The organism is Mesorhizobium sp. M3A.F.Ca.ET.175.01.1.1 (genome assembly GCF_004791945.1).
In the GTDB taxonomy this organism is placed as follows: Bacteria; Pseudomonadota; Alphaproteobacteria; order Rhizobiales; family Rhizobiaceae; genus Mesorhizobium.
In genome coordinates, this window is the sequence record NZ_SRTP01000002.1 from 328,685 (window position 1) to 347,472 (window position 18,788).

General features: G+C 63.1%; 18 protein-coding genes and 1 tRNA gene. 8 read left to right on the forward strand and 11 right to left on the reverse strand.

Annotated features, from left to right (window positions below; genetic code table 11):
- Nucleotides 1-10 precede the first annotated feature (10 nt).
- From EN818_RS06205 to EN818_RS06220, 4 genes are all read left to right on the forward strand, one after another.
- Complete coding sequence (locus EN818_RS06205) at nucleotides 11-925, forward strand: site-specific tyrosine recombinase XerD (protein WP_095804541.1); 915 nt, start codon at nucleotides 11-13, stop codon at nucleotides 923-925.
- Nucleotides 926-1,024: 99 nt separating this feature from the next.
- Complete coding sequence (locus EN818_RS06210) at nucleotides 1,025-1,975, forward strand: acetyl-CoA carboxylase carboxyltransferase subunit alpha (RefSeq protein WP_095804542.1); 951 nt, start codon at nucleotides 1,025-1,027, stop codon at nucleotides 1,973-1,975.
- A gap of 350 nt (nucleotides 1,976-2,325) precedes the next feature.
- Entirely contained in the window at nucleotides 2,326-3,618 is a 1,293-nt protein-coding gene (locus tag EN818_RS06215) for a murein L,D-transpeptidase family protein (protein ID WP_095804543.1), read from the forward strand.
- A gap of 47 nt (nucleotides 3,619-3,665) precedes the next feature.
- Nucleotides 3,666-3,917 (forward strand): sulfurtransferase TusA family protein, encoded by a 252-nt coding sequence (locus EN818_RS06220; RefSeq protein ID WP_095804929.1) that lies wholly within the window; start codon nucleotides 3,666-3,668, stop codon nucleotides 3,915-3,917.
- A gap of 17 nt (nucleotides 3,918-3,934) precedes the next feature.
- Here EN818_RS06220 and EN818_RS06225 read toward each other — a convergent pair whose 3' ends face one another.
- Entirely contained in the window at nucleotides 3,935-5,041 is a 1,107-nt protein-coding gene (locus tag EN818_RS06225; protein WP_095804544.1) for a GTP-binding protein, read from the reverse strand.
- 4 nt (nucleotides 5,042-5,045) lie between these two features.
- On the reverse strand, nucleotides 5,046-6,218 hold the full coding sequence (locus EN818_RS06230; RefSeq protein ID WP_095804545.1) for a D-alanyl-D-alanine carboxypeptidase family protein: 1,173 nt from the start codon (nucleotides 6,216-6,218) through the stop codon (nucleotides 5,046-5,048).
- Between the two features lie 215 nt (nucleotides 6,219-6,433).
- Here EN818_RS06230 and EN818_RS06235 point away from each other — a divergent pair, with 215 nt between their 5' ends.
- The gene (locus EN818_RS06235) at nucleotides 6,434-7,597 is read left to right on the forward strand and encodes a M20 aminoacylase family protein (RefSeq protein ID WP_095804546.1); all 1,164 of its coding nucleotides are present in this window, start codon (nucleotides 6,434-6,436) and stop codon (nucleotides 7,595-7,597) included.
- Nucleotides 7,598-8,082: 485 nt separating this feature from the next.
- A complete protein-coding gene (locus EN818_RS06240; protein ID WP_095804930.1) occupies nucleotides 8,083-9,105 on the forward strand; it encodes a zinc-binding alcohol dehydrogenase family protein in 1,023 nt (340 codons plus the stop codon).
- 144 nt (nucleotides 9,106-9,249) lie between these two features.
- Here EN818_RS06240 and EN818_RS06245 read toward each other — a convergent pair whose 3' ends face one another.
- Genes EN818_RS06245 through EN818_RS06265 form a run of 5 tightly spaced genes read right to left on the reverse strand, consistent with a single transcriptional unit; the run spans nucleotide 9,250 to nucleotide 13,235 of the window.
- On the reverse strand, nucleotides 9,250-10,041 hold the full coding sequence (locus tag EN818_RS06245) for a transporter substrate-binding domain-containing protein (protein WP_095804547.1): 792 nt from the start codon (nucleotides 10,039-10,041) through the stop codon (nucleotides 9,250-9,252).
- A 37-nt stretch (nucleotides 10,042-10,078) separates the two neighbouring features.
- Nucleotides 10,079-10,807: an amino acid ABC transporter ATP-binding protein gene (locus EN818_RS06250; RefSeq protein ID WP_095804548.1), complete on the reverse strand. Its 729-nt coding sequence runs from the start codon at nucleotides 10,805-10,807 to the stop codon at nucleotides 10,079-10,081.
- Entirely contained in the window at nucleotides 10,791-11,441 is a 651-nt protein-coding gene (locus EN818_RS06255; RefSeq protein ID WP_095804549.1) for an amino acid ABC transporter permease, read from the reverse strand. The genes EN818_RS06250 and EN818_RS06255 overlap by 17 nt, the downstream gene beginning before the upstream one ends.
- Nucleotides 11,442-11,457: 16 nt before the next feature.
- Complete coding sequence (locus EN818_RS06260) at nucleotides 11,458-12,141, reverse strand: amino acid ABC transporter permease (protein WP_095804550.1); 684 nt, start codon at nucleotides 12,139-12,141, stop codon at nucleotides 11,458-11,460.
- Nucleotides 12,138-13,235, reverse strand: a complete 1,098-nt coding sequence (locus EN818_RS06265; RefSeq protein WP_245420278.1) for a mannitol dehydrogenase family protein — start codon at nucleotides 13,233-13,235, stop codon at nucleotides 12,138-12,140. Before EN818_RS06265 ends, EN818_RS06260 begins: the two co-directional genes overlap by 4 nt.
- On the opposite strand from EN818_RS06265, the gene EN818_RS06270 reads away from it, so the two are divergent.
- A complete protein-coding gene (locus EN818_RS06270) occupies nucleotides 13,222-14,331 on the forward strand; it encodes a GntR family transcriptional regulator (protein ID WP_095804552.1) in 1,110 nt (369 codons plus the stop codon). The two genes, EN818_RS06265 and EN818_RS06270, sit on opposite strands and share 14 nt — an antisense overlap.
- 139 nt (nucleotides 14,332-14,470) lie before the next feature.
- Nucleotides 14,471-14,547: transfer RNA gene (locus tag EN818_RS06275), tRNA-Arg, on the forward strand.
- A 37-nt stretch (nucleotides 14,548-14,584) separates the two neighbouring features.
- On the opposite strand, the gene ugpC is transcribed toward EN818_RS06275, so the two are convergent.
- The 4 genes from ugpC to EN818_RS06295 are packed head-to-tail and all read right to left on the reverse strand — an operon-like array spanning nucleotide 14,585 to nucleotide 18,779.
- The gene (ugpC, locus tag EN818_RS06280) at nucleotides 14,585-15,643 is read right to left on the reverse strand and encodes a sn-glycerol-3-phosphate ABC transporter ATP-binding protein UgpC (protein ID WP_095804553.1); all 1,059 of its coding nucleotides are present in this window, start codon (nucleotides 15,641-15,643) and stop codon (nucleotides 14,585-14,587) included.
- A gap of 38 nt (nucleotides 15,644-15,681) precedes the next feature.
- Nucleotides 15,682-16,503: a carbohydrate ABC transporter permease gene (locus EN818_RS06285; protein ID WP_095804554.1), complete on the reverse strand. Its 822-nt coding sequence runs from the start codon at nucleotides 16,501-16,503 to the stop codon at nucleotides 15,682-15,684.
- Nucleotides 16,504-17,442 carry a sugar ABC transporter permease gene (locus EN818_RS06290; protein WP_095804555.1) on the reverse strand — a complete coding sequence of 313 codons (939 nt, stop codon included), beginning with the start codon at nucleotides 17,440-17,442 and terminating at the stop codon, nucleotides 16,504-16,506.
- Nucleotides 17,442-18,779, reverse strand: a complete 1,338-nt coding sequence (locus tag EN818_RS06295; protein ID WP_095804556.1) for an extracellular solute-binding protein — start codon at nucleotides 18,777-18,779, stop codon at nucleotides 17,442-17,444. Before EN818_RS06295 ends, EN818_RS06290 begins: the two co-directional genes overlap by 1 nt.
- Nucleotides 18,780-18,788 lie beyond the last annotated feature (9 nt).

An 18,788-nucleotide genomic window follows, 5' to 3' on the forward strand; every position in this document is an offset into this window, starting at 1 on the left:
CCCCGCCCAGATGAACAGCGCGGCCCGCATCGAAGCCTTCCTCGAGATGATGAGCGCCGAGCGGGGGGCGGCCGAAAATACGCTTTCCTCCTATCGCCGCGACTTGGAGGATGCCTCCGAAGCGATCGGCGGCGGGCTGGCTGGAGCGGGAGCAGCCGACATCCGCGCCTATCTCGACGGCATTGCAGCGCGCGGCTTCGCGCCGACCTCGCAGGCGCGCAAGCTGTCGGCGATCCGCCAGTTCTTCAAATTCCTTTATGCCGAGGGCCTGCGCGGCGACGATCCGACCGGCACGCTGGACAGCCCGAGAAAGGGCCGGCCGCTGCCGAAGACCATGACCCAGGCCGAAACCGGGCGCCTACTCGACCGCGCGGCTGAGGAGGCGCGCGGCCCCGCCCCGGACGGCGACAGGCTGGCGGCGCTGCGCCTGCAGGCGCTGGTCGAGGTGCTTTATGCAACGGGTCTGCGCGTTTCGGAGCTGGTCGGCCTTCCGGTGACGGTGGCGCTGCGCGACGATCGCTTCTTCATGGTTCGCGGCAAGGGCGACAAGGAGCGCATGGTGCCGCTGTCGGCCAAGGCGCGCGACGCGATGCGTGCGTGGCTTGCCGCCAGGGCAGAGATGCCGGCTTTTGCCGACAGCGCCTATCTGTTTCCGGCCGCCTCCGACAGCGGGCATCTTTCCCGGCAGGTCTTTGCCCGCGACCTCAAGGGGCTGGCTGCCAGAGCCGGCATCGCCTCCGCCAAGATCTCGCCGCATGTGCTGCGACATGCCTTCGCCAGCCATCTGCTGCAGAACGGCGCCGATCTACGGGCCGTGCAGCAGTTGCTCGGCCATTCCGACATCTCGACGACGCAGATCTACACTCATGTGCTGGAGGAGCGGCTGGTGCGGCTGGTCAACGATCATCATCCGCTTGCCGACTAGGCCTCATATCGTTATGTGAGGACGACGTTCCTCCGCCCGGAGCCAGCATTTCCAGGGTTCCGCCAGCCATTGCCTTCCGACGGATCGGTCCGCCCAAGCATGTACAATTACCTCGATTTCGAAAAGCCGGTGCAGGATCTGGAGCTCAAGATCCTCGAGCTCAAGAAGCTCGCGGAGAACGGCGAGGCAGTCGATGTCGCTGACGAGATCAGCAGGCTGGAGAAGCGCTCCCGCGATGCGCTGCGCGACCTCTACAAGGCGCTGACCCCCTGGCAGAAGGTGCAGGTGGCGCGCCATCCGGACCGGCCGCACTGCGTCGACTACATCAAGGGCCTGTTCAGCGATTTCACGCCCTTGGCCGGCGACCGCAATTTCGGCGACGATCAGGCGATCGTCGGCGGTTTCGCCCGTTTCCGCGGCGAACCGGTGGCGGTCATCGGCCAGGAGAAGGGCTCGGACACGGCAAGCCGCATCAAGCATAATTTCGGCTCTGTCCGGCCCGAAGGCTATCGCAAGGCGGTGCGGCTGATGGAGCTTGCCGATCGCTTCAACATTCCGCTGCTGACGCTGGTCGACACCGCAGGCGCCTATCCCGGCGTGGGCGCCGAGGAACGCGGCCAGGCCGAAGCGATTGCGCGCTCGACCTCTGCCTGCCTGGCGCTCAAGGTGCCCTCGATCTCTGTCGTCATCGGCGAAGGCGGCTCCGGCGGCGCCATCGCCATCGCCACCGCCAACCGCGTCTACATGCTTGAACATGCCATTTATTCGGTGATTTCGCCGGAGGGCGCGGCCTCGATCCTTTGGCGCGACACCACCCGCTCCAGGGACGCTGCGACCAACATGAAGATCACCGCCCAGGATCTTCTCGACATGAAGATCATCGACGGCATCGTTGCCGAGCCGATCGGCGGAGCACAGCGTGCCCCTGAGACGGTGATTGCGGCCACCGGCGATCTCATTGCCAAGACGATGAAGGATTTTGCCGGCGCCAACACCGATTTCCGCGAGCAGCGCCGCGAGAAATATCTCGCAATGGGTCGCAGCCTTTAAAGCCATCCCAGGAAAAGTGCATAGCGGTTTTCCGTCCGGAATTGCGTAAAACCAAACACTGTCGGGCGACGCGCTTCCCAGGTCGGTCGTTTTGCTGCAGGTCGTTGCCCCAGAGACGGTTCCGCTTGGGGGCGACATGCATTGGCAGCCACGCGGCAAAGTGGTGATTGCGCATGATTCTGCCACAAAAATGCCGCCGCTTTCAGTTCAATGAAATCACCGTGAGGGGTTGGCCAAGGCTTGCGGTAAGGAATTTTCAAGGTTAACGGGCCTACGGTCCGTCAATGTTCAGCGTGCGGGCTCGGCGCTGCCGAAGCCTTTGGCCCGAGAGAAAAGACATAGCCGTACCCATGTTCGCCAAGCTTGCCCGCACCGGAGTCCTGATCGCCGCTATCGGCGTTGCCGGCTGCAATGATTCGTCGATGAAGGATTTTGCGCCGGAGGCCAACAAGCCGCTGCCGGACAAGATCCTCGCCGACATGAAGGCCAAGGGCATGGTGCGTACCTCCTCCGTGATGGCGCGCATCTTCAAGGAAGAAGGCAAGCTGGAAATCTGGAAGGCCAAGACCAACGGCCGCTACGATCTCGTCGCCACCTACGACATCTGCAAATGGTCGGGCAAGCTCGGCCCCAAATACACCGAGGGCGATCGCCAGGCGCCGGAAGGCTTCTATACCGTCCGGCCCTCGCAGATGAATCCGCGCTCGAACTACCACCTGTCCTTCAACATCGGCTTTCCGAACGCCTATGACCGCGCCAACGGCCGTACCGGCGCCAATCTTATGGTGCACGGCGCCTGCTCGTCGTCCGGCTGTTATTCGATGACCGACGCCCAGATCGAGCAGATCTACGCTTTCGGCCGCGACGCCTTCCAGGGCGGCCAGACCGAGTTCCAGATCCAGGCCTTCCCGTTCCGCATGACCGCCGCCAACATGGCGCGCTACCGCAACGACCCGAACTACGACTTCTGGAAGATGCTGAAGGTCGGCTACGACAATTTCGAGATCACCAAGGTGCCGCCAAAGGTTGACGTCTGCGAGAAGCGCTACGTCTTCAACCAGGTGGCGCCCGAAGGCACGACGTTCAACCCGACCGGCCCCTGCCCGGCAACGACGCAGCCGGATTCACTGAAGTCGGCCTATGCCGATTACGAGAAACGCTACGACGCTGCATACAGCTCCGCGGTCAAGTCGAGCACGCCTGCGCCCAAGCCGACCATTGCTGGCATCAAGGAAGCCAGCCTCGTTTCCGACTGGTCTAAGCGCCGTGCCCGCGGCGAACGCGTGCCGATCGAGCCGCCGTCGATGAACGCCGACGGCTCGGTGACCGAAGTGACGCGTATGGGCCGTATCGATTCCCCGCTCGGTCGCAAGATGGCGGCAATCGACGCGGAGAAGGAGGCCAAGCGCAAGGCCGAGGAGCAGCGCCTGGCGGCCATCGAGGCGGCCAAGGCCGCCAAGGAAGCGGCCCGGGCCCAGGCTTTGGCCGAAAAGGAAGCCGCCAAGCAAGCTGCCCAGCAACCGGTTGAGACTGCTGGCGTCACCCAGCCCGCCGGGCCGGCAGCCGAGACGCAGTCGGCAAGTGCCGACGAGGGCACCGTGTCGAAGCTGAAGAAGAAGCTGGTCGGCCTGTTCGGCGGCTGAGATCGGTGATGCATGTTGCCAAACATAAGGTGGCTTTGGACAACGACATGCCGGAACAAAAAGTGGCCAGGCACTCCATTTACGACCTCAAGGGCCTGAACTGCCCGCTGCCGGTGTTGAAAGCCCGCAAACGCCTGGCCGCAATGCGGCCGGGCAGCCGGGTGTGGCTGGAAACCACCGATCCGCTGGCTGTAATCGACATTCCGGCATTCTGCGCCGACGCCGGGCACCAATTGATCGAGTCGGCCGCGGTCTCCGGCGGCCATCGCTTCCTGGTCGAGCGCGGCGCCGCGGCCTGAGCCGCCCTTGTTCCAGGTTACAACCCGGCGATCGCCAGCGGATTGGCTTCGAGTGCCGCCCGGTCCGGCGTGTCGATCGATGGCTTGTTGGTGAGGGCGGAAAACAGCCGCTGGACGTAATCCTGCGGCATGTCGATCGTGATCAACACCAGCCTTGTGCCGCGCTGGCCTTCCGGCCAAGCCGGCAGCCGTGCCGGCGGATGCAGGATCTTCTGCACCCCGTGAATGACCAGCGGCCGTGAGGGATCTTCCTGGAGCTCGATGACGCCCTTCATACGAAGCAGCTTTTCGCCATGCGTCGAGCGCAGGAGATCCAGGAACATCTCGATCGCCGAGAACGGCACCGGGCCATCATGCACCAGCGAATGTGAGCGCACGCGCTCGTCGTGCCGATGATGGTGATGGTCGTGATCGTGATCGTGATGATCATGGTCATCATGATGATGGCCGTGATCGTGCACGGCCTCTTCGCCGAGCCAGCGCCGCACATCGGCGGACTTGGTTTCGGGATCGTAGACGCCACAATCGAACAGCGAGGACGCCGCGGTCTCGGCCACGTCGAGCAGCACAGCGCCCGGATTGATCTGCCTCAGCCTCGCCCGCAACGCCTCGACACCGGCCGCGTCTGCCAGGTCTGTCTTGGCCAGCACGATGCGGTCGGCAACCGCAGCCTGCTTCACCGCTTCGACATGCGCGTCGAGCGTGGCAGTGCCGTTGACGGCGTCGACCAGAGTGATGACGCCGTCGAGGCGGAAGGCCTGCACAAGCGCCGGATGCGCCATGATCGACTGCAGCACCGGGGCTGGATCGGCAAGGCCGGTGGTTTCGACGACGACGCGGGCAAGCCTGGCGATGCGGCCGGTCTGCAGCCGGTCGACGAGATCGGCCAGCGTGTCGACCAGATCGCCGCGCACCGTACAGCAGAGGCAGCCGTCGGACAGTTGGATGATGCCGTCTGTCGCCTGCTCGACCAGCAGATGATCGATCGCCACCTCGCCGAACTCGTTGATAATGACCGCCGTATCGGTCAGGGCCGGGTCCTTGAGCAGCCGGTTGAGCAGCGTCGTCTTGCCGGCGCCGAGAAAGCCGGTGAGCACCGAGACGGGGATCGGAAAACCAGCCATGGACCTAGTTCGCGGGCTTGGCCGATTGGTCGCCCTGGGCGGCGGCAGCGGCTGTTCCGGTCGCGGCGGGCTCGGCGCCGGCCGGCACCTCCATGTCGGGCCGCCAGGTCGGCACCGGAACATCGGCATAGTTCTCGTCGGTCTGGTCGACGAAAGCCTTGGGCGCGGGTCCGGTCGCGCCCCCGAGGCCGACCGCGATCAGCGTCGGGTGGTCGAGCCTTACCTGATAGGGCGATTTCTGCTTGCCCTTGGCGGCAACGGCAGGCGCTGCCTCGGACTGCTCGTGCTTCGGCTTCCTCTTGCAGATCTCGTCGTTCATGTCGGTCGGCGACAGCGTGTCCCCATAGGGCTGCAAACCGGCCAGCGTCGTCGAGCCGGCGGCCGGCATGCCGAAACCCTGGTCGAGCAGCCTCGCCGCGGCCTCGGCACGGCTGACGGCCGATCTCTCGCCCAGCACCACGGCCACCAGCGTGCGGCCGTTGCGCGTCGCCGAACCGATCATGTTGAATCCAGACGAGCAGACGAAGCCGGTCTTCATACCGTCGGCGCCGGGATAGCGACCGATCAAGAGATTGTAGTTCGGCAGCGCCTTCTTGCCGACGGCAAGCCCCTCGATCGAGAACCACGGCGCGTATTGCGGAAAATCGGTGCGGATCGCGGTGACCAGCAGCGCGAGATCGCGCGCCGTCGTGTACTGGTCCGGCGAATAGAGCCCGTTCGGATTGACGAAGTGCGTGCCGGTCATGCCGAGCCGCGCCGCCTCGGCGTTCATCCTGTCGGCGAAGGCGGCCTGTGACCCGCCGATATTCTCGCCGACAGCCATGGCGATATCGTTGGCCGACTTGACCAGCATCATCTTCAGCGCATTGTCCAGCCGCATAACCGAGCCGGGCTTGAAGCCCATCTTGCTCGGCGGTTCGCCGGCGGAATGCTTGGTCATCTTGATCGGCGAATCGAGCGCCACTTCACCGGCGGCGATCGCACGAAAGGTGACATAGGCCGTCATCAGCTTGCTGAGCGAGGCGGGATACCAGCGCTTGAAGGCATCCTGATGCTCCAGCACCTGGCCGCTCTTGAGATCGAACAGCACCACCGGATTGGCGCGCGCCGCGCCTGAAAGCATCGGCAGCGCCAGCGCGCCCGCAAGCAACAGGTTGAGGAAATGCCTTTGCCGCATGATCAAATCCGAAATCGCCTCTTGCCGTAATCGCTGCTGGGTCCGTAAGATTTGGTTACGCATAGCCAGCATAATGCGGTTCGGCCCTCGATCTCGACCCGCATCGTTGCGGTGCTATTTACCCTATGTGACGCCAAAATGGCAAAGCGCCCGACAATCGCGATTGCTGAGCGGCGGATCTGAACCGACTGCTCCAACAAGGAAACGGACTGATCATGCCAATTCTGAACCGTGCCGCGGAAATGCAGGAAGAGGTCGCCGGGTGGCGGCGACAGCTGCATCAGACGCCGGAATTGAACTTCGACGTTTTCCAGACCGCCGGCTTCGTCACCGACAAGCTCGAGGCCTTCGGCTGCGACGAAGTGGTGACGGGCCTCGGCAAGACCGGCGTGGTCGGCATCATCCACGGCCGCAAGGGCAGCGGCACGACCATCGGGCTGCGCGCCGACATGGACGCGCTGCCGATCGACGAGATCAGCGGCAAGCCCTGGGCCTCGACGGTGCCCGGCAAGATGCATGCCTGCGGCCATGACGGCCACACCGCCATGCTGCTGGGTGCCGCCAAATACCTTGCCGAGACGCGCAATTTCGCCGGCACCGTGGCGGTGATCTTCCAGCCGGCCGAGGAAGGCGGCGGCGGCGGCAACGAGATGGTCAAGGACGGCATGATGGAGCGATTCGGCATCGCAAAGGTGTTCGGCATGCACAACATGCCGGGCCTCCCAGTGGGCCAGTTCGCCATCAAGCCCGGCCCGATCATGGCGGCGACGGCCGAGTTCACCATCACCGTCAAGGGCCGCGGCGGTCACGCCGCTATGCCGCACAGCACGATCGACCCGATCGTCATCGCCAGCCAGCTGGTCGGGGCTCTGCAGACCATCGCCTCGCGCACCACCGACCCGGTCGAGTCGGTGGTGGTCTCGGTTACGAAGTTCCACGCCGGCGACGCCTACAACGTCATCCCCGAGAGCGCCGAGATCGCCGGCACCGTTCGCACGCTGAAGAAGGAAGTCGCCAAGCGGGCGGAAGAGCGCATGCGTGCCATCTGCGCCGGCCTCGCCGCCGCCTTCGGCGCGACGATCGAGGTCGACTACGACCCCAATTATCCGGTCACCTTCAATCATCCGGAGGAGACGGTTTTCGCCAGCGACGTTGCCGCCGACATCGCCGGCGACGCGCATGTCCACCGCGCCATGCAGCCGGTGATGGGCGGCGAGGATTTTTCCTACATGCTGGAAGCACGTCCCGGCGCCTTCATCTTCATCGGCAACGGCGACACCGCCGGTCTCCACCATCCTGCCTACGACTTCAACGACGAGGTCATCCCCCACGGCATGAGCTATTGGGTCAAACTGGCCGAGACGGCGCTGGCGGCTTAAAGCATGTTTCCCGAGGGGAACCGGGTTCAAGACAAAGACATGCCTAGAATCAAAGACCTGAAGCGCATGGAGCGAACCTGAAAGATCGCGACGCGCTTTGAGAACGCGTCGGCTGAACGGGTATCATGCGTGGCGGAGGGTTGTCCTTCCTGTCCGCCCTGCTCACTCGGCGAAGTGTCTTTTTATCTGATTTTTATGCATAAAAAACAGCTTGACACTTATAGCTTCCGGGTTGTCTTTTACGCGAAGAAAAGCAACATGTCGCCCAGAACCGGGTTAGCGGTTCTGGGGCAAGGACAGCATCAAAACAAGGACTTAAGGCGCGCAGCCGGAATTCACTTGAGCGGACGCGCTTTAGAAACCTTCAAGGCGACGAGACTTCGGTTTCTGTCGCGGGAGAGAACGTGTGTTTGAACGACTGCTAGCGCTATTCGGTCGGTCTTCTGCGCAACTCCAAATCTTTTCGCGCTAGGTTCGCTGCCATGATCAAGACTGTCCGTTGTATCGCACCGGGACAACTGGAGTTCGGTGACCAGCCGGCACCGGGTGCCATTCCCGAAGGTTGGGCTCTTATCGACGTTGCTCACGTCGGGGTTTGCGGCACCGACTACCACATATTCGAGGGTAAGCACCCCTTCTTGGCCTATCCCCGTGTCATGGGGCACGAAGTCTCGGGCACGGTGGTCGCGCTCAATGGCGAGGCGGAGGTCGCGGCTGGCCAGGACGTGATCATCAACCCGTACCTGTCCTGTGGGAAATGCGTCGCCTGTCGGCAAGGCAAGCCGAACTGCTGCGTGGCGATCCAGGTGCTTGGCGTGCACCGTGACGGGGCGATGTGCGAGCAGATCATTGTGCCTGTGCAAAATCTGCTTCCAGCCGGCGGCTTGTCGCTCGTCGAGGCGGCGACTGTCGAGTTTCTAGCCGTCGGCGCACATGCCGTGCGCAGGTCGATGGCAAAGCCGGGCAGCCGCGCGCTGGTCGTCGGCGCCGGCCCGATCGGCTTGGCCACCGCGCTGTTTGCAAGGATTGCCGAACAGGATGTGACCGTCATGGATCTCAGCGCCGAGCGACTGACCTTCACGCAAGGCAAGCTTGGTCTCCAGGTGCTCGACGGATCCGAAGGCGTGCTCGAGAAAATATCCGAACGGACCAGCGGCGCGGGTTTCGATGTCGTTTACGACGCGACCGGAAACAGCCGTTCGATGCAATCGGCTTTCGCCTACGTCGCGCATGGCGGCGTGCTGGTCCTGGTCAGCGTCGTGCAGGGTGACATAACCTTCTCGGATCCCGAGTTCCACAAGCGCGAGATGATGTTGATCGGTAGCCGCAACGCCACCAACGCTGATTTCCAGCACGTGGTCGCCTCGATCCAAGGCGGCAGGATACCGATTGACCGCCTCGTCACGCACCGCACCAGCCTGGCCGACAGCCCCCGCGACATCGCGCTCTGGGCACATCAGAAGTCCGGCCTGATCAAGGCCGTGATCGATGTCCGAAACCCGGGCTGATACGCCCGTGTCATTGGGGACAGGGACTCGCCGCGCCGCCTGCGACGCGCTTTCAATGTAGCAGAATCCCGCTAATTCAAGGTCAAAAAAGAGCAGGATGCCAAGTCAATTGCATCCTGCTCCAGATACCACGATCGCGAAAGCTTATTTCAGCATGTCGCTCGGAAGGTCGAGATTGTTGTACTTCTTGTAGATCTCGTTCAGCTTGCCGTTCTTGAGGTTCGCGTGAACCCATTCGTTGATCGTTGTCTTTAGCTCATCGTCGCCCTTGCGAAGGCCGATGGCGTAAGGATTGACCTTGAGAACAAGCTTGGTTTCCAGCGGATCGTTTGTGCGGCGCTGATTGACGGCATTCAAGATCTGCGGAGCCGAGATCATGATGTCGTTCTGGCCCGACACCAAAGCCGTGACGAGGGTCGCATCGTCATCGTAGCGAACGATGTTGGCGTCCTTCGCCTGGGTCGTGGCTTCCTTGTCGTTGGAAGTCCCGCGCGTCGTGGCGACATCCTTGCCCTTCAGATCGTCCAGGCTTTTGATCGCCATACTTGCCGGCGCGGCAACGATGATCTTGATGACGCCATGGGGATCGGCGAAATCGATGACCTTCTTGCGTTCGTCCGTAACCGACAGCGAGGCGACCACGATGTCGGCCTTGCTCGTCTGCAGGAAGGGAATGCGGTTGGGGCTGGTCACCTCGACGATCTGCAGCTTCACACCCAGGGAGTCGGCAAGCAGCTTGGCGGTTTCCACTTCCGAGCCGGTCGGCTGCATGCTTGCGTCCTGCATGCCGAACGGTGGCGAGGCGAGGTCGATTGCCGCGCGCAGCGTGCCGCGCGCCTTGATGTCTTCGAGCGTGCCGGCCACCGCCGCGATCGGCGTGGCGATGAACAGCGCGAGGAACGTCGCGCGCGTGACGATGCTGTTGATGAATTTCACGTTGTATTCCTCCTTGAATTGCGTTGATCTGTCGGTGTCAAAGGCCGTTGCTTAAAAAGTCCTGCAGTTCGCGCGTCTGTGGCCTGTCGAGCATCGCGCCTGGACCCGTCTCCCAAACCTTTCCCTGGTGCATGAAGATGACCTTGTTGGCGACCTTGCGGGCAAAGGGCATTTCATGCGTGACCAGGATCATGCTCATGCCGCCACGGGCCAGATCCTCCATCACGCGCAACACTTCGCCGGTAAGCTGCGGGTCAAGCGCGGACGTGACCTCATCGAAGAGCATGAGCTTCGGCTGCATGGCGAGCGACCGCGCGATGGCGACACGCTGCTGCTGCCCGCCGGAAAGCTGCTCCGGATAGTTTTCGGCTTTTTCGGCCAGGCCGACACGGGCAAGCACGCTCTTGGCCAGCGCCCGCGCCTCGCCTTTGCCGATGTTCTTCACGCAGGTCGGCGCCAGCATGATGTTCTGTGCGACCGTGAGGTGCGGGAACAGATTGTAGCTCTGGAACACGATGCCGACATCGCGGCGCAGCGCGCGCCTGTCGAGCTTGGCGTCGTCCACCCGATGGCCGCAGACGAGGATTTCGCCACTGCTCACCGTTTCCAGCGCGTTGATGCAGCGGAGCGCCGTCGACTTCCCCGACCCGGAGGCGCCGATCACGGCGACAACCTCGCCGGCGCCGACCTCGAAGGTGACACCTTTCAGCACCTCCACCGAACCGAAGCTCTTATGGACGTTGGTAAGGCTAACGACGGCCGGCATTGAGGTTCCTTTCCAGGCTGCGGCTCCAGACGGACAGCGGGTAGCAGATCGCGAAATAGAAACAGGCGACGATCGCGAAGACTTTGAAGGGCTCGAAGAGCGAGTTGTTGATCAGCTTGCCGGCCTGGGCGAGTTCGACGAAGCCAACGACCGACGCGAGCGACGTGTTCTTGACGATCTGAACGAGGAACCCGACCGTCGGCGGCGTCGCGATCCGCAGCGCCTGCGGCAGGATCACCCGGCTCATGCGCTGCCAGCGGCTGAGCGCCAGGCACTCGGCGGCTTCCCACTGTGTTTTGGGAACCGACTGCAGGCAGCCTCTCCATATCTCCGCCAGGAAGGCCGAGGAGTAGATGACGAGGCCGGAGCCGGCTGCCACGATGGAGGGCAGGCTGTCGAAACCTGCAATGGCCAAGCCGAAGTAGAGCACGAAAATGGTGACGAGCAGCGGAGTTCCCTGCACGAGCTGGATATAGGCGCTGGCCGCCACGCGCAGCGACTTGTTCGGCCCGATTCGCGCCAGCGCCAGCAGGAAGCCAATGAGGGAGCCTCCGACAAAGGCGATGGCGGAAAGGCCGAGCGTCCACAGAGCGCCGATCGCTATGAACTGAAATTGGGTGAGACTGAGTGACATGCGCGTACCTCAGCTTTCAGATGGCCGTGCCGAGTTTGCGTCGCCGCGGGAAGACCACGAGACCAAAAACGGAAAATGCAAAACGCACGATGAAAGATAGAATGATGTAGAGCACGCCGGTCACGATGTACGTTTCGAAGGAGCGGAACGTATCCGACTGGATGCGATTTGCCACCGCTGTCAGCTCTTCGGCGGAAATTTGCGACGTGATTGATGACGCCAGCATCAGCAACACGTACTGACTTGTCAAAGCAGGATAGACACGCTCGATGGCCGGCCGGATAATCACGTGCCAATAAGTCTGCCCTCGCGTCAATCCGAGGCATTCAGCAGCCTCGAGCTGCGATTTGTGTATCGACTGAAGCCCCGCCCGCACGATCTCGCAGGTATATGCGCCGACATTCACCACCAGCGCCGCGACGGCTGCGGTATTTGCCGTAACTTTCAAGCCCAGCGAAGCAAATCCGAAATAGACCAGGAAAACCTGTATGAGCAGCGGCGTGTTGCGTATCAGCTCGACATAGAAGGAGACGAGCAATCGCAGCCAAGGCGGGCCGTCGGCCCGGGCTATGGCGCAGAGCGTGCCGACGGCGAAGCCGATCACCGTCGCCAGCGCGGATAGCTTGAGCGTCAGCCAGACCCCGCGCAGAAACTCGGGCCAATAGGGCAGCAGCGCTGAGAAATCGAAGATATAGCTCATGCCGCCACCCCGTGCCGCGCCACGATGGATTCGAGGATGGGCGCGGATGTGCCTGCCCATTCGATGAATCCGGCGATGCGCCGCCTCACCTTGAGTGCATGGTCGCCGGCGATGTCGGCGACGCGGTGGTTCAGATAGGGATTGAGGAAGCGATCCATGGTGGTCTGCACATACCCCCGGGCCTCCAATTCCATGCCGCGCGCGGCAAAACCCGGCACCACTTCATTCTCATAGAGCCTGTCGAGTTGGGCGCGCACGCCCGGATCGGCAAGCATGCTCTTGACTGTTTCTTGCTCGGCCCGTCCTTCATTCCGCCAGGCTTCGGCCAGGAATGTGTGTCCAAGATTGAGGATATGAAGCTTCAGCCGCTCATACGGCTCGAGATCGTCCACCAAAACGATGCTCGGATGTTCGCAGGGTAAAGCCAGTCCCGGCGCCTTCTCGATCGCCCAAAGGGCATAGGGCTCGGCGACGGCTCCCGCCGGCTCGATCGGCTCGGACACGATGCGGTCGACCAGCGTATTGGCGAACAGCACCTGCGCGTCGAGCCAGGACAGGAAGTCCGCTGGAGCGCCCGCCGCCACGGCGATACCGCGCACAAGCTTCTTCAGGACCTGCCCGTTCCGGCTGACAAGTTCGCATGGAAGACAGGTGAGCGGCGCGCCGCCGGCATGCCAGCGGGCATAGAGCAGTTGCGCAAGCTTGCCTGGAAAAGAAGCCAGCGGCGCCTTGCCGTCGAGCCCTTCGGCGCCCTCCCCGGCAGCGACCGCATATCCCGCATCGGCCGTGTTGGAGATGACGAAACGCGCTTGGAGGAAGAGCTCCGTGACCGTTGCCCAGTCGCGACCGGCGGAAAGTCCTCGGGTCACACTTTTGCAGGAAATACGTCGCTCGATCGGGTTGCCGCCTTCGAGACCCCGCACGATCACCGGAAAACCCGCGGGAGCGGACAGGCCGGCAAGTCTCGCCTCGCGCTCTGCGGCGCCAGTCGTCTGCACCACCACGATAGGTGGCACGGCCTGCCCCGCTTCACGCGCCTCGTGGAGAAAGAGATCGGCATGCGCTTGAAGGAAGCGGCTTGTGCCGAACTGCATCACAAGCCCCGTTGCCGGGTCGGAGCCGGGCATAGTGCTTGGATGTGGTGTCGCGCCTAGGCGCTGTCCTCCTGCTTGCATCAAGCTCCTCCCGCTAGGCAGCAGACTGTTCTTTTTACATAAAACACATATTCACTTGCGCGCAATCTGTTTTTTTTATAAAAAAGCCATTGAAAAAAACATCGCGGCGAGCGTGTCGCGGAGGCGGACCTTGAAGACCAATACACTCTACAAGCGCACCTATAACCAATGCCTCGATCTTCTTGCGCGCCATGAGGTCGGCCGGACGCTCCCTTCGGAAGTGGCCGTGGCGGCCGACCTGGGTGTCAGCCGGACGACGTTGCGGGCCATACTGGCTGAGCTCGCCGGCCGCGACATGGTTGCAGTCCAGGGGCGCTCAAAAATATTGCTGAGGCTGCCGAACCCAAACGATTATCTCGTCGGCCTCGATCTCGAGCCGCTTGCGGATATGGTCGAACGCAAATTCATGGCCTGGATGGTGGGCCCCGAATGCAGGCCCGGACAAATCATCAACGGCCTTGAACTGGCCCGCCAGTTCGGCGCCTCGACATCGGCGATCCGGGAATGCCTCAACAGGTTCAGTCATTTCGGTTTGCTGGAGCGTCAGAGAAATGGCCGCTGGCGGGTGCTCGGGCTGACCGTCGATTTCGTCACCGAGCTTTTCGACATGCGCGAGTTCATGGAGTTCGGCGCCGTCGATCGCTTCGTGGCCCTGCCCAAGGATCATGCTGCCTGGCCGGCCTTGGCGGCGCTCAAGCAGGAGCATTCCGAACTGCTCCTGCGTCAACGGCATGGCGATTTTCCGGACCTTGACTATCGCTTCCATCGCCTGGTCAACAGCGTTGCCCCGAACCGCTTCTTCACCAATATTCAAGGCGTCATGTCGGTGATCTTTCACTACCACTATCAGTGGAACAAGCACGATGAGAGGGAGCGAAACCTCGTCGCGGCAGCGGAACATCTTGCCTACATTGCCGGCCTGGAAAGCCGCGAGATCGGCAGGGCGCGCGAGGCATGTCGCAACCACCTTGAGACCGCTCGCGCGACTTTGCTGGCTTCCATACTGCGCCAATAGCCGAACTGGAGCATGTGCGGTTGGACGGGGTCGCACGCCAGGCATGGCAAAGCGGTCAGCCATCCGGCCTTGCGCGCGACCGGCAGCCTTCAGTACGCTCTTGGCGAAGCGGTCCGAAGCGGTTATGTGTCGGGCGCGTGGTCCCGTAGCTCAGTAGGATAGAGCGGCAGATTCCTAATCTGTAGGTCACAGGTTCGATTCCTGTCGGGATCACCATTTTCGCAACCTCCGGCGCAGCCCGGCCGCTGCGCGCTCAGATGCGCCGGCCGGTCTTGGCGTCGAACAGGTGGGCGCAAGCGCGGTCGACCTCGATGCGCACGTCCTCGCCTTGCTTCAGCGCCAGCCGCTCGCGGAAGAGGCAGGAGATCACCTCCCCGCCGCAGTCGACCGTGGCGAAGATTTCCGATCCGGTCGCCTCCATCAGCGTGACGGTGCCGGAAAGCCCCTGGCCGGTCGCCCGGATATGCTCGGGGCGGATGCCGTAGACCAGTTCCCTTCCCGCGGCCTCGCTCGGCTGGATGCCGTCCGGCAGCGGCAGCGTCAGCCCGCCGGCGCTGCGGAAGATGCCTTCCTCGATATGGCCGTGGATGAAGTTCATGGAGGGCGAGCCGATGAAGCCGGCGACGAACAGATTGGCCGGACGGTCATAGAGATCGAGCGGCGCGCCGATCTGCTCGACGAGGCCGTCATGGAGCACGACGATCTTGTCGGCCATGGTCATGGCCTCGATCTGGTCGTGCGTGACGTAGATGGTGGTGGTGCCGAGCCGCTGGTGCAGCGCCTTGATCTCGCCGCGCATCTGCACGCGCAATTTGGCGTCGAGATTGGAGAGCGGCTCGTCGAACAGGAACACCTGCGGGTCGCGCACGATGGCGCGGCCCATGGCGACGCGCTGGCGCTGGCCGCCGGAAAGCTGGCGTGGATAGCGATCGAGCAGTTTCTCGAGGCCGAGAATGCTTGCCGCCCGCTTGACCCGGCCCGCCGTGTCGGCCGGATCGGCCTTCTTGATCTTCAGCGCGAAGCCCATGTTGTCGGCCACTGTCATATGCGGATAGAGCGCATAGTTCTGGAACACCATGGCGATGTTGCGGTCCCGTGCCCTGAGGTTGTTCACGGTGCGCTCGCCGATCGCGATCTTGCCGGCCGAGATCGTTTCGAGCCCCGCGATCATGCGCAGCAGCGTCGACTTCCCGCAGCCCGACGGTCCGACGAGGATGACGAACTCGCCATCGGCGATGTCGACGCTGACGTCGTGGATGATCTTGGCGCTCCCGAAGGCCTTCTGCACGTTGTTGATCGTTACCGATGCCATTGCGTGTCTCCGAAAAAGAGTGAGGGCGGATCAGGCGCTCAGCCGCCCTTGACCGCGCCGGCGGTAAGCCCGGCGACGATCTGCCGTTGCGCGAACATGGTCAGAACCAGCACCGGCAGCGTCACCACCAATGCTGCCGCGGCGAGCGGTCCCCAACTCACCTGCTCGTAGGACAACATGTTGTAGACCGCGACCGGCAGGGTCCTGGTCTCGCGGCTGGCGAGCACCACGCCAAAGACGAAATTGTTCCACGAGAAGATGATCGACAGGATGAAGGCGACGACGATGCCAGGCTTGGCGATCGGCAGCGCCACCAGCCGGAACACCTGCCAGGAGCTGGCGCCGTCGATGTTGGCCGCCTCTTCCAGCTCCATCGGCGTCGTCTCGAAATAGCCGATCATCACCCAGACCACGATCGGCACCGTCACCACCAGATGGATGATGATCTGCGGCCACAGCGTGCCGAGGATGCCCAGCCACTGGAACAGGAGGAATAGCGGGATGAGGTAGGAGAGCCCCGGCGTCATGCGGGCGATCATGATGACGATCGCCGAGCGTTCCGCCTTCAGCCTGGCGATGCCGTAGCCGGCCGGCACGCCGATCAGCAGCGCCAGAAGCGTGGCCGTGCCGGTGACCAGAACCGAATTCCACATGTAGAGCAGGAAATTGTTCTCCTCGAAAACCTTCGCATAGTTCGACCAGGCGAAGCGCTCGGGGATCAGGATCGGCGGATAGGCGCCGTTGTCGATCTCGAACTTCAGCGACAGCGAGATCATCCAGAGGAAGAACAGGATTGCCGGCGAGACCAGCACCAGCGCCGCGAAGAACAGGCTCAGCTGGTTGAGAAGCCGCGAACTCATCTATTTGCCCTCCACGTCGATCCATTGCGAGCGCTGGCGCAGCATCAGCAGGATGAAGGACAGCGCCACGATGACGATGAAGAAGACGACGGCCATGGCCGAGCCGTAGCCCATGTCGTAATAGGAAAAGGCGGTGTTGTAGAGGTAGATGTTGATGGTCTCCGACGCCGTGCCGGGCCCGCCCTGGGTCATCGCGTAGATGATGTCGAAGCTCTTCAGCGCATCGATGGTGCGGATGATCACCGCGATCATCAGGAAGGGCGCGATCATCGGCAAGGTCAGATAGCGGAACTGCTGCCACGCGTTGGCGCCGTCGATCTCGGCGCTCTCGAACGGCTCGCGCGGCACCGACGCCAGCCCGCCCAGCACGATCAGCATCACCAGCGGCGTCCATTGCCAGGTCTCGACCGCGACCAGCGAAGGGATGACCGAGTTGGCGTTGAATATCCATTCCTGCGCCGGAATGCCGACCAGCGACAGGAGATAGTTGAGCACACCGAGCTGCGGGTGGAACATCATCGTCCAGACCAGCGCCACGGCAACCGGAGTGGCCATCATCGGCATCACGAAGATACCGCGCATCAGGCCCCGCAGCGGGAACTTGGCATCGAAGATCAAAGCGGCCACCGTGCCGAAGAGCATTGGTGCCGCCACCGACAGGAAGGTGTAGGTCAAGGTGTGCCAGAGCGACTCCCAGAAGCGCGGGTCACTCGCCAGGCGCAGATAATTCTCCATGCCGGCAAAGCTGCGCGACTGGCCGAGGGTCCAGCTGTTGACGCTCATCCACAGCGTGAATGCCCAGGGAAAGACGATCACCGCGCTGACGACGACGAGCGCCGGAAGGACGAAAGGCCAGTAGTTGGGAGCCAGCCGCACCGGCTGGCTCCCGTCGACGGCTTGCGTCGTCACCCCTGCGCGTTCTGGGGCGATGGCGGACATCAGCCTTGCTCGCTCCTGTCGAGAACCGGCTGGAACTGCTCGGTCGCCTTCTTCAGCTCTTCGGCCGGATCGGCGCCGGCGATCATGTTGGTCAGCGCCACGCCGTAGATGTCGCGGAACTCGGTGACCGGGATGATGACCGGCAGCGCCAGCCGGCTGATGTTGCCGGAGCCGACCACGGCATCCAGCCAGCTCGGCGGCATGGTGACGCCCTCGCGCACCTTGGGATCCTCGAGCACCGATTTGCGGAACGGCACGCCGGCGCCGGCCTGCAGCAGGCGCGCGCCCATTGCCGGCGACACCGCCCATTGGCAGAACAGGTAGGCCGCTTCCTTCTTGGTGCTGGCCGAGGTCACGCCGATACCGTCGCCGAAAGTGCCCGCGGCATGCGCCTTGGGACCCTTGGGCACGACACCATAGCCGACCTTGCCGACCACCCGCGACTTCTCGGGGTTTTCCATGGGCGGCGCAAAGCCGACGCCGTCGAACCACATGCCGATCTTGCCCTGCAGGAAGGCGGACTGCGCCTCGGCCCAGTTGAACCCGGTGACGCCCGGAGGCGCCGCCTTGGTCATCAGCCGCTGGTAGAGGCTGGCGGCTTCGACCGCCTCCGGCGAGGTGGTGCGCAGCTTGCCGTCGCTGCCGAGCGGCGTCATGTCGTAGCCGAGCATCAGCGACGTCCACACCGGCGTGTTGGCATTCTTGAGGCCGCGGGCGACGAAGCCGAAGGTGTTGCTCGATGGGTCGGTCAGCGCTTCGGCGGCGGTCACCAGCTGCTCGAAGGTCTCGGGATATTTCAGCCCCTTGGCGTCGAACAGCTCCTTGTTCCAGTAAAGGATCCAGTAGTCGACCGAGAACGGCAGCGAGCGCAGCACGCCCTGGCCGTCCTTGGCGAACTGCATGCCGGCCTCGGCGAAGTCGCTTTCGACGAGGCCCGGATCGGTGAGCGCCGGATCGGCCAGGTAGCCTGAGATGTCGGCCAGCCAGCCGCCCTTCTCGAACTGCCGCTTCTGCACATGGTAGCTCAAATGCACGACGTCGAAGCTGGGCTTGCCGGAGCTGAGCTCGATCACCGTCTTCTGACGCTGCTGCTGCTCCGGCGTCGCTTCCGCATTGACCTTGATGCCGGTCAGTTCCTCGAACTCGGCGAGATTCTTCAGGATGGTGTCGCTGCGCGGGCTCTTTACCAGATTGACGTCGAGCGTGGTGCCCGCAAAGCGCTTCCAGTCGACGCCGGCGGCGAAGCCCGGACGAAGACCGGCAAGACCCGCGGCGGCGAGCGCGGCGGTTCCTTGGAGCAGCTGTCTCCTGGTTGGATTGAACGAATTGGTCGACATTTCTTCCTC

Bases quoted from the DNA above. Each gene is read 5' to 3' on its own strand.
- EN818_RS06255 (WP_095804549.1), bottom strand. From the start codon at position 11,441: ATGTCACTCAGTCTCACCCAATTTCAGTTCATAGCGATCGGCGCTCTG.
- EN818_RS06235 (WP_095804546.1), top strand. From the start codon at position 6,434: ATGCCAATTCTGAACCGTGCCGCGGAAATGCAGGAAGAGGTCGCCGGG.
- EN818_RS06220 (WP_095804929.1), top strand. From the start codon at position 3,666: ATGCCGGAACAAAAAGTGGCCAGGCACTCCATTTACGACCTCAAGGGC.
- EN818_RS06215 (WP_095804543.1), top strand. From the start codon at position 2,326: ATGTTCGCCAAGCTTGCCCGCACCGGAGTCCTGATCGCCGCTATCGGC.
- EN818_RS06285 (WP_095804554.1), bottom strand. From the start codon at position 16,503: ATGAGTTCGCGGCTTCTCAACCAGCTGAGCCTGTTCTTCGCGGCGCTG.
- EN818_RS06225 (WP_095804544.1), bottom strand. From the start codon at position 5,041: ATGGCTGGTTTTCCGATCCCCGTCTCGGTGCTCACCGGCTTTCTCGGC.
- EN818_RS06290 (WP_095804555.1), bottom strand. From the start codon at position 17,442: ATGTCCGCCATCGCCCCAGAACGCGCAGGGGTGACGACGCAAGCCGTC.
- EN818_RS06295 (WP_095804556.1), bottom strand. From the start codon at position 18,779: ATGTCGACCAATTCGTTCAATCCAACCAGGAGACAGCTGCTCCAAGGA.
- EN818_RS06205 (WP_095804541.1), top strand. From the start codon at position 11: ATGAACAGCGCGGCCCGCATCGAAGCCTTCCTCGAGATGATGAGCGCC.
- ugpC (WP_095804553.1), bottom strand. From the start codon at position 15,643: ATGGCATCGGTAACGATCAACAACGTGCAGAAGGCCTTCGGGAGCGCC.
- EN818_RS06260 (WP_095804550.1), bottom strand. From the start codon at position 12,141: ATGAGCTATATCTTCGATTTCTCAGCGCTGCTGCCCTATTGGCCCGAG.
- EN818_RS06265 (WP_245420278.1), bottom strand. From the start codon at position 13,235: ATGCAGTTCGGCACAAGCCGCTTCCTTCAAGCGCATGCCGATCTCTTT.
- EN818_RS06250 (WP_095804548.1), bottom strand. From the start codon at position 10,807: ATGCCGGCCGTCGTTAGCCTTACCAACGTCCATAAGAGCTTCGGTTCG.
- EN818_RS06230 (WP_095804545.1), bottom strand. From the start codon at position 6,218: ATGCGGCAAAGGCATTTCCTCAACCTGTTGCTTGCGGGCGCGCTGGCG.
- EN818_RS06210 (WP_095804542.1), top strand. From the start codon at position 1,025: ATGTACAATTACCTCGATTTCGAAAAGCCGGTGCAGGATCTGGAGCTC.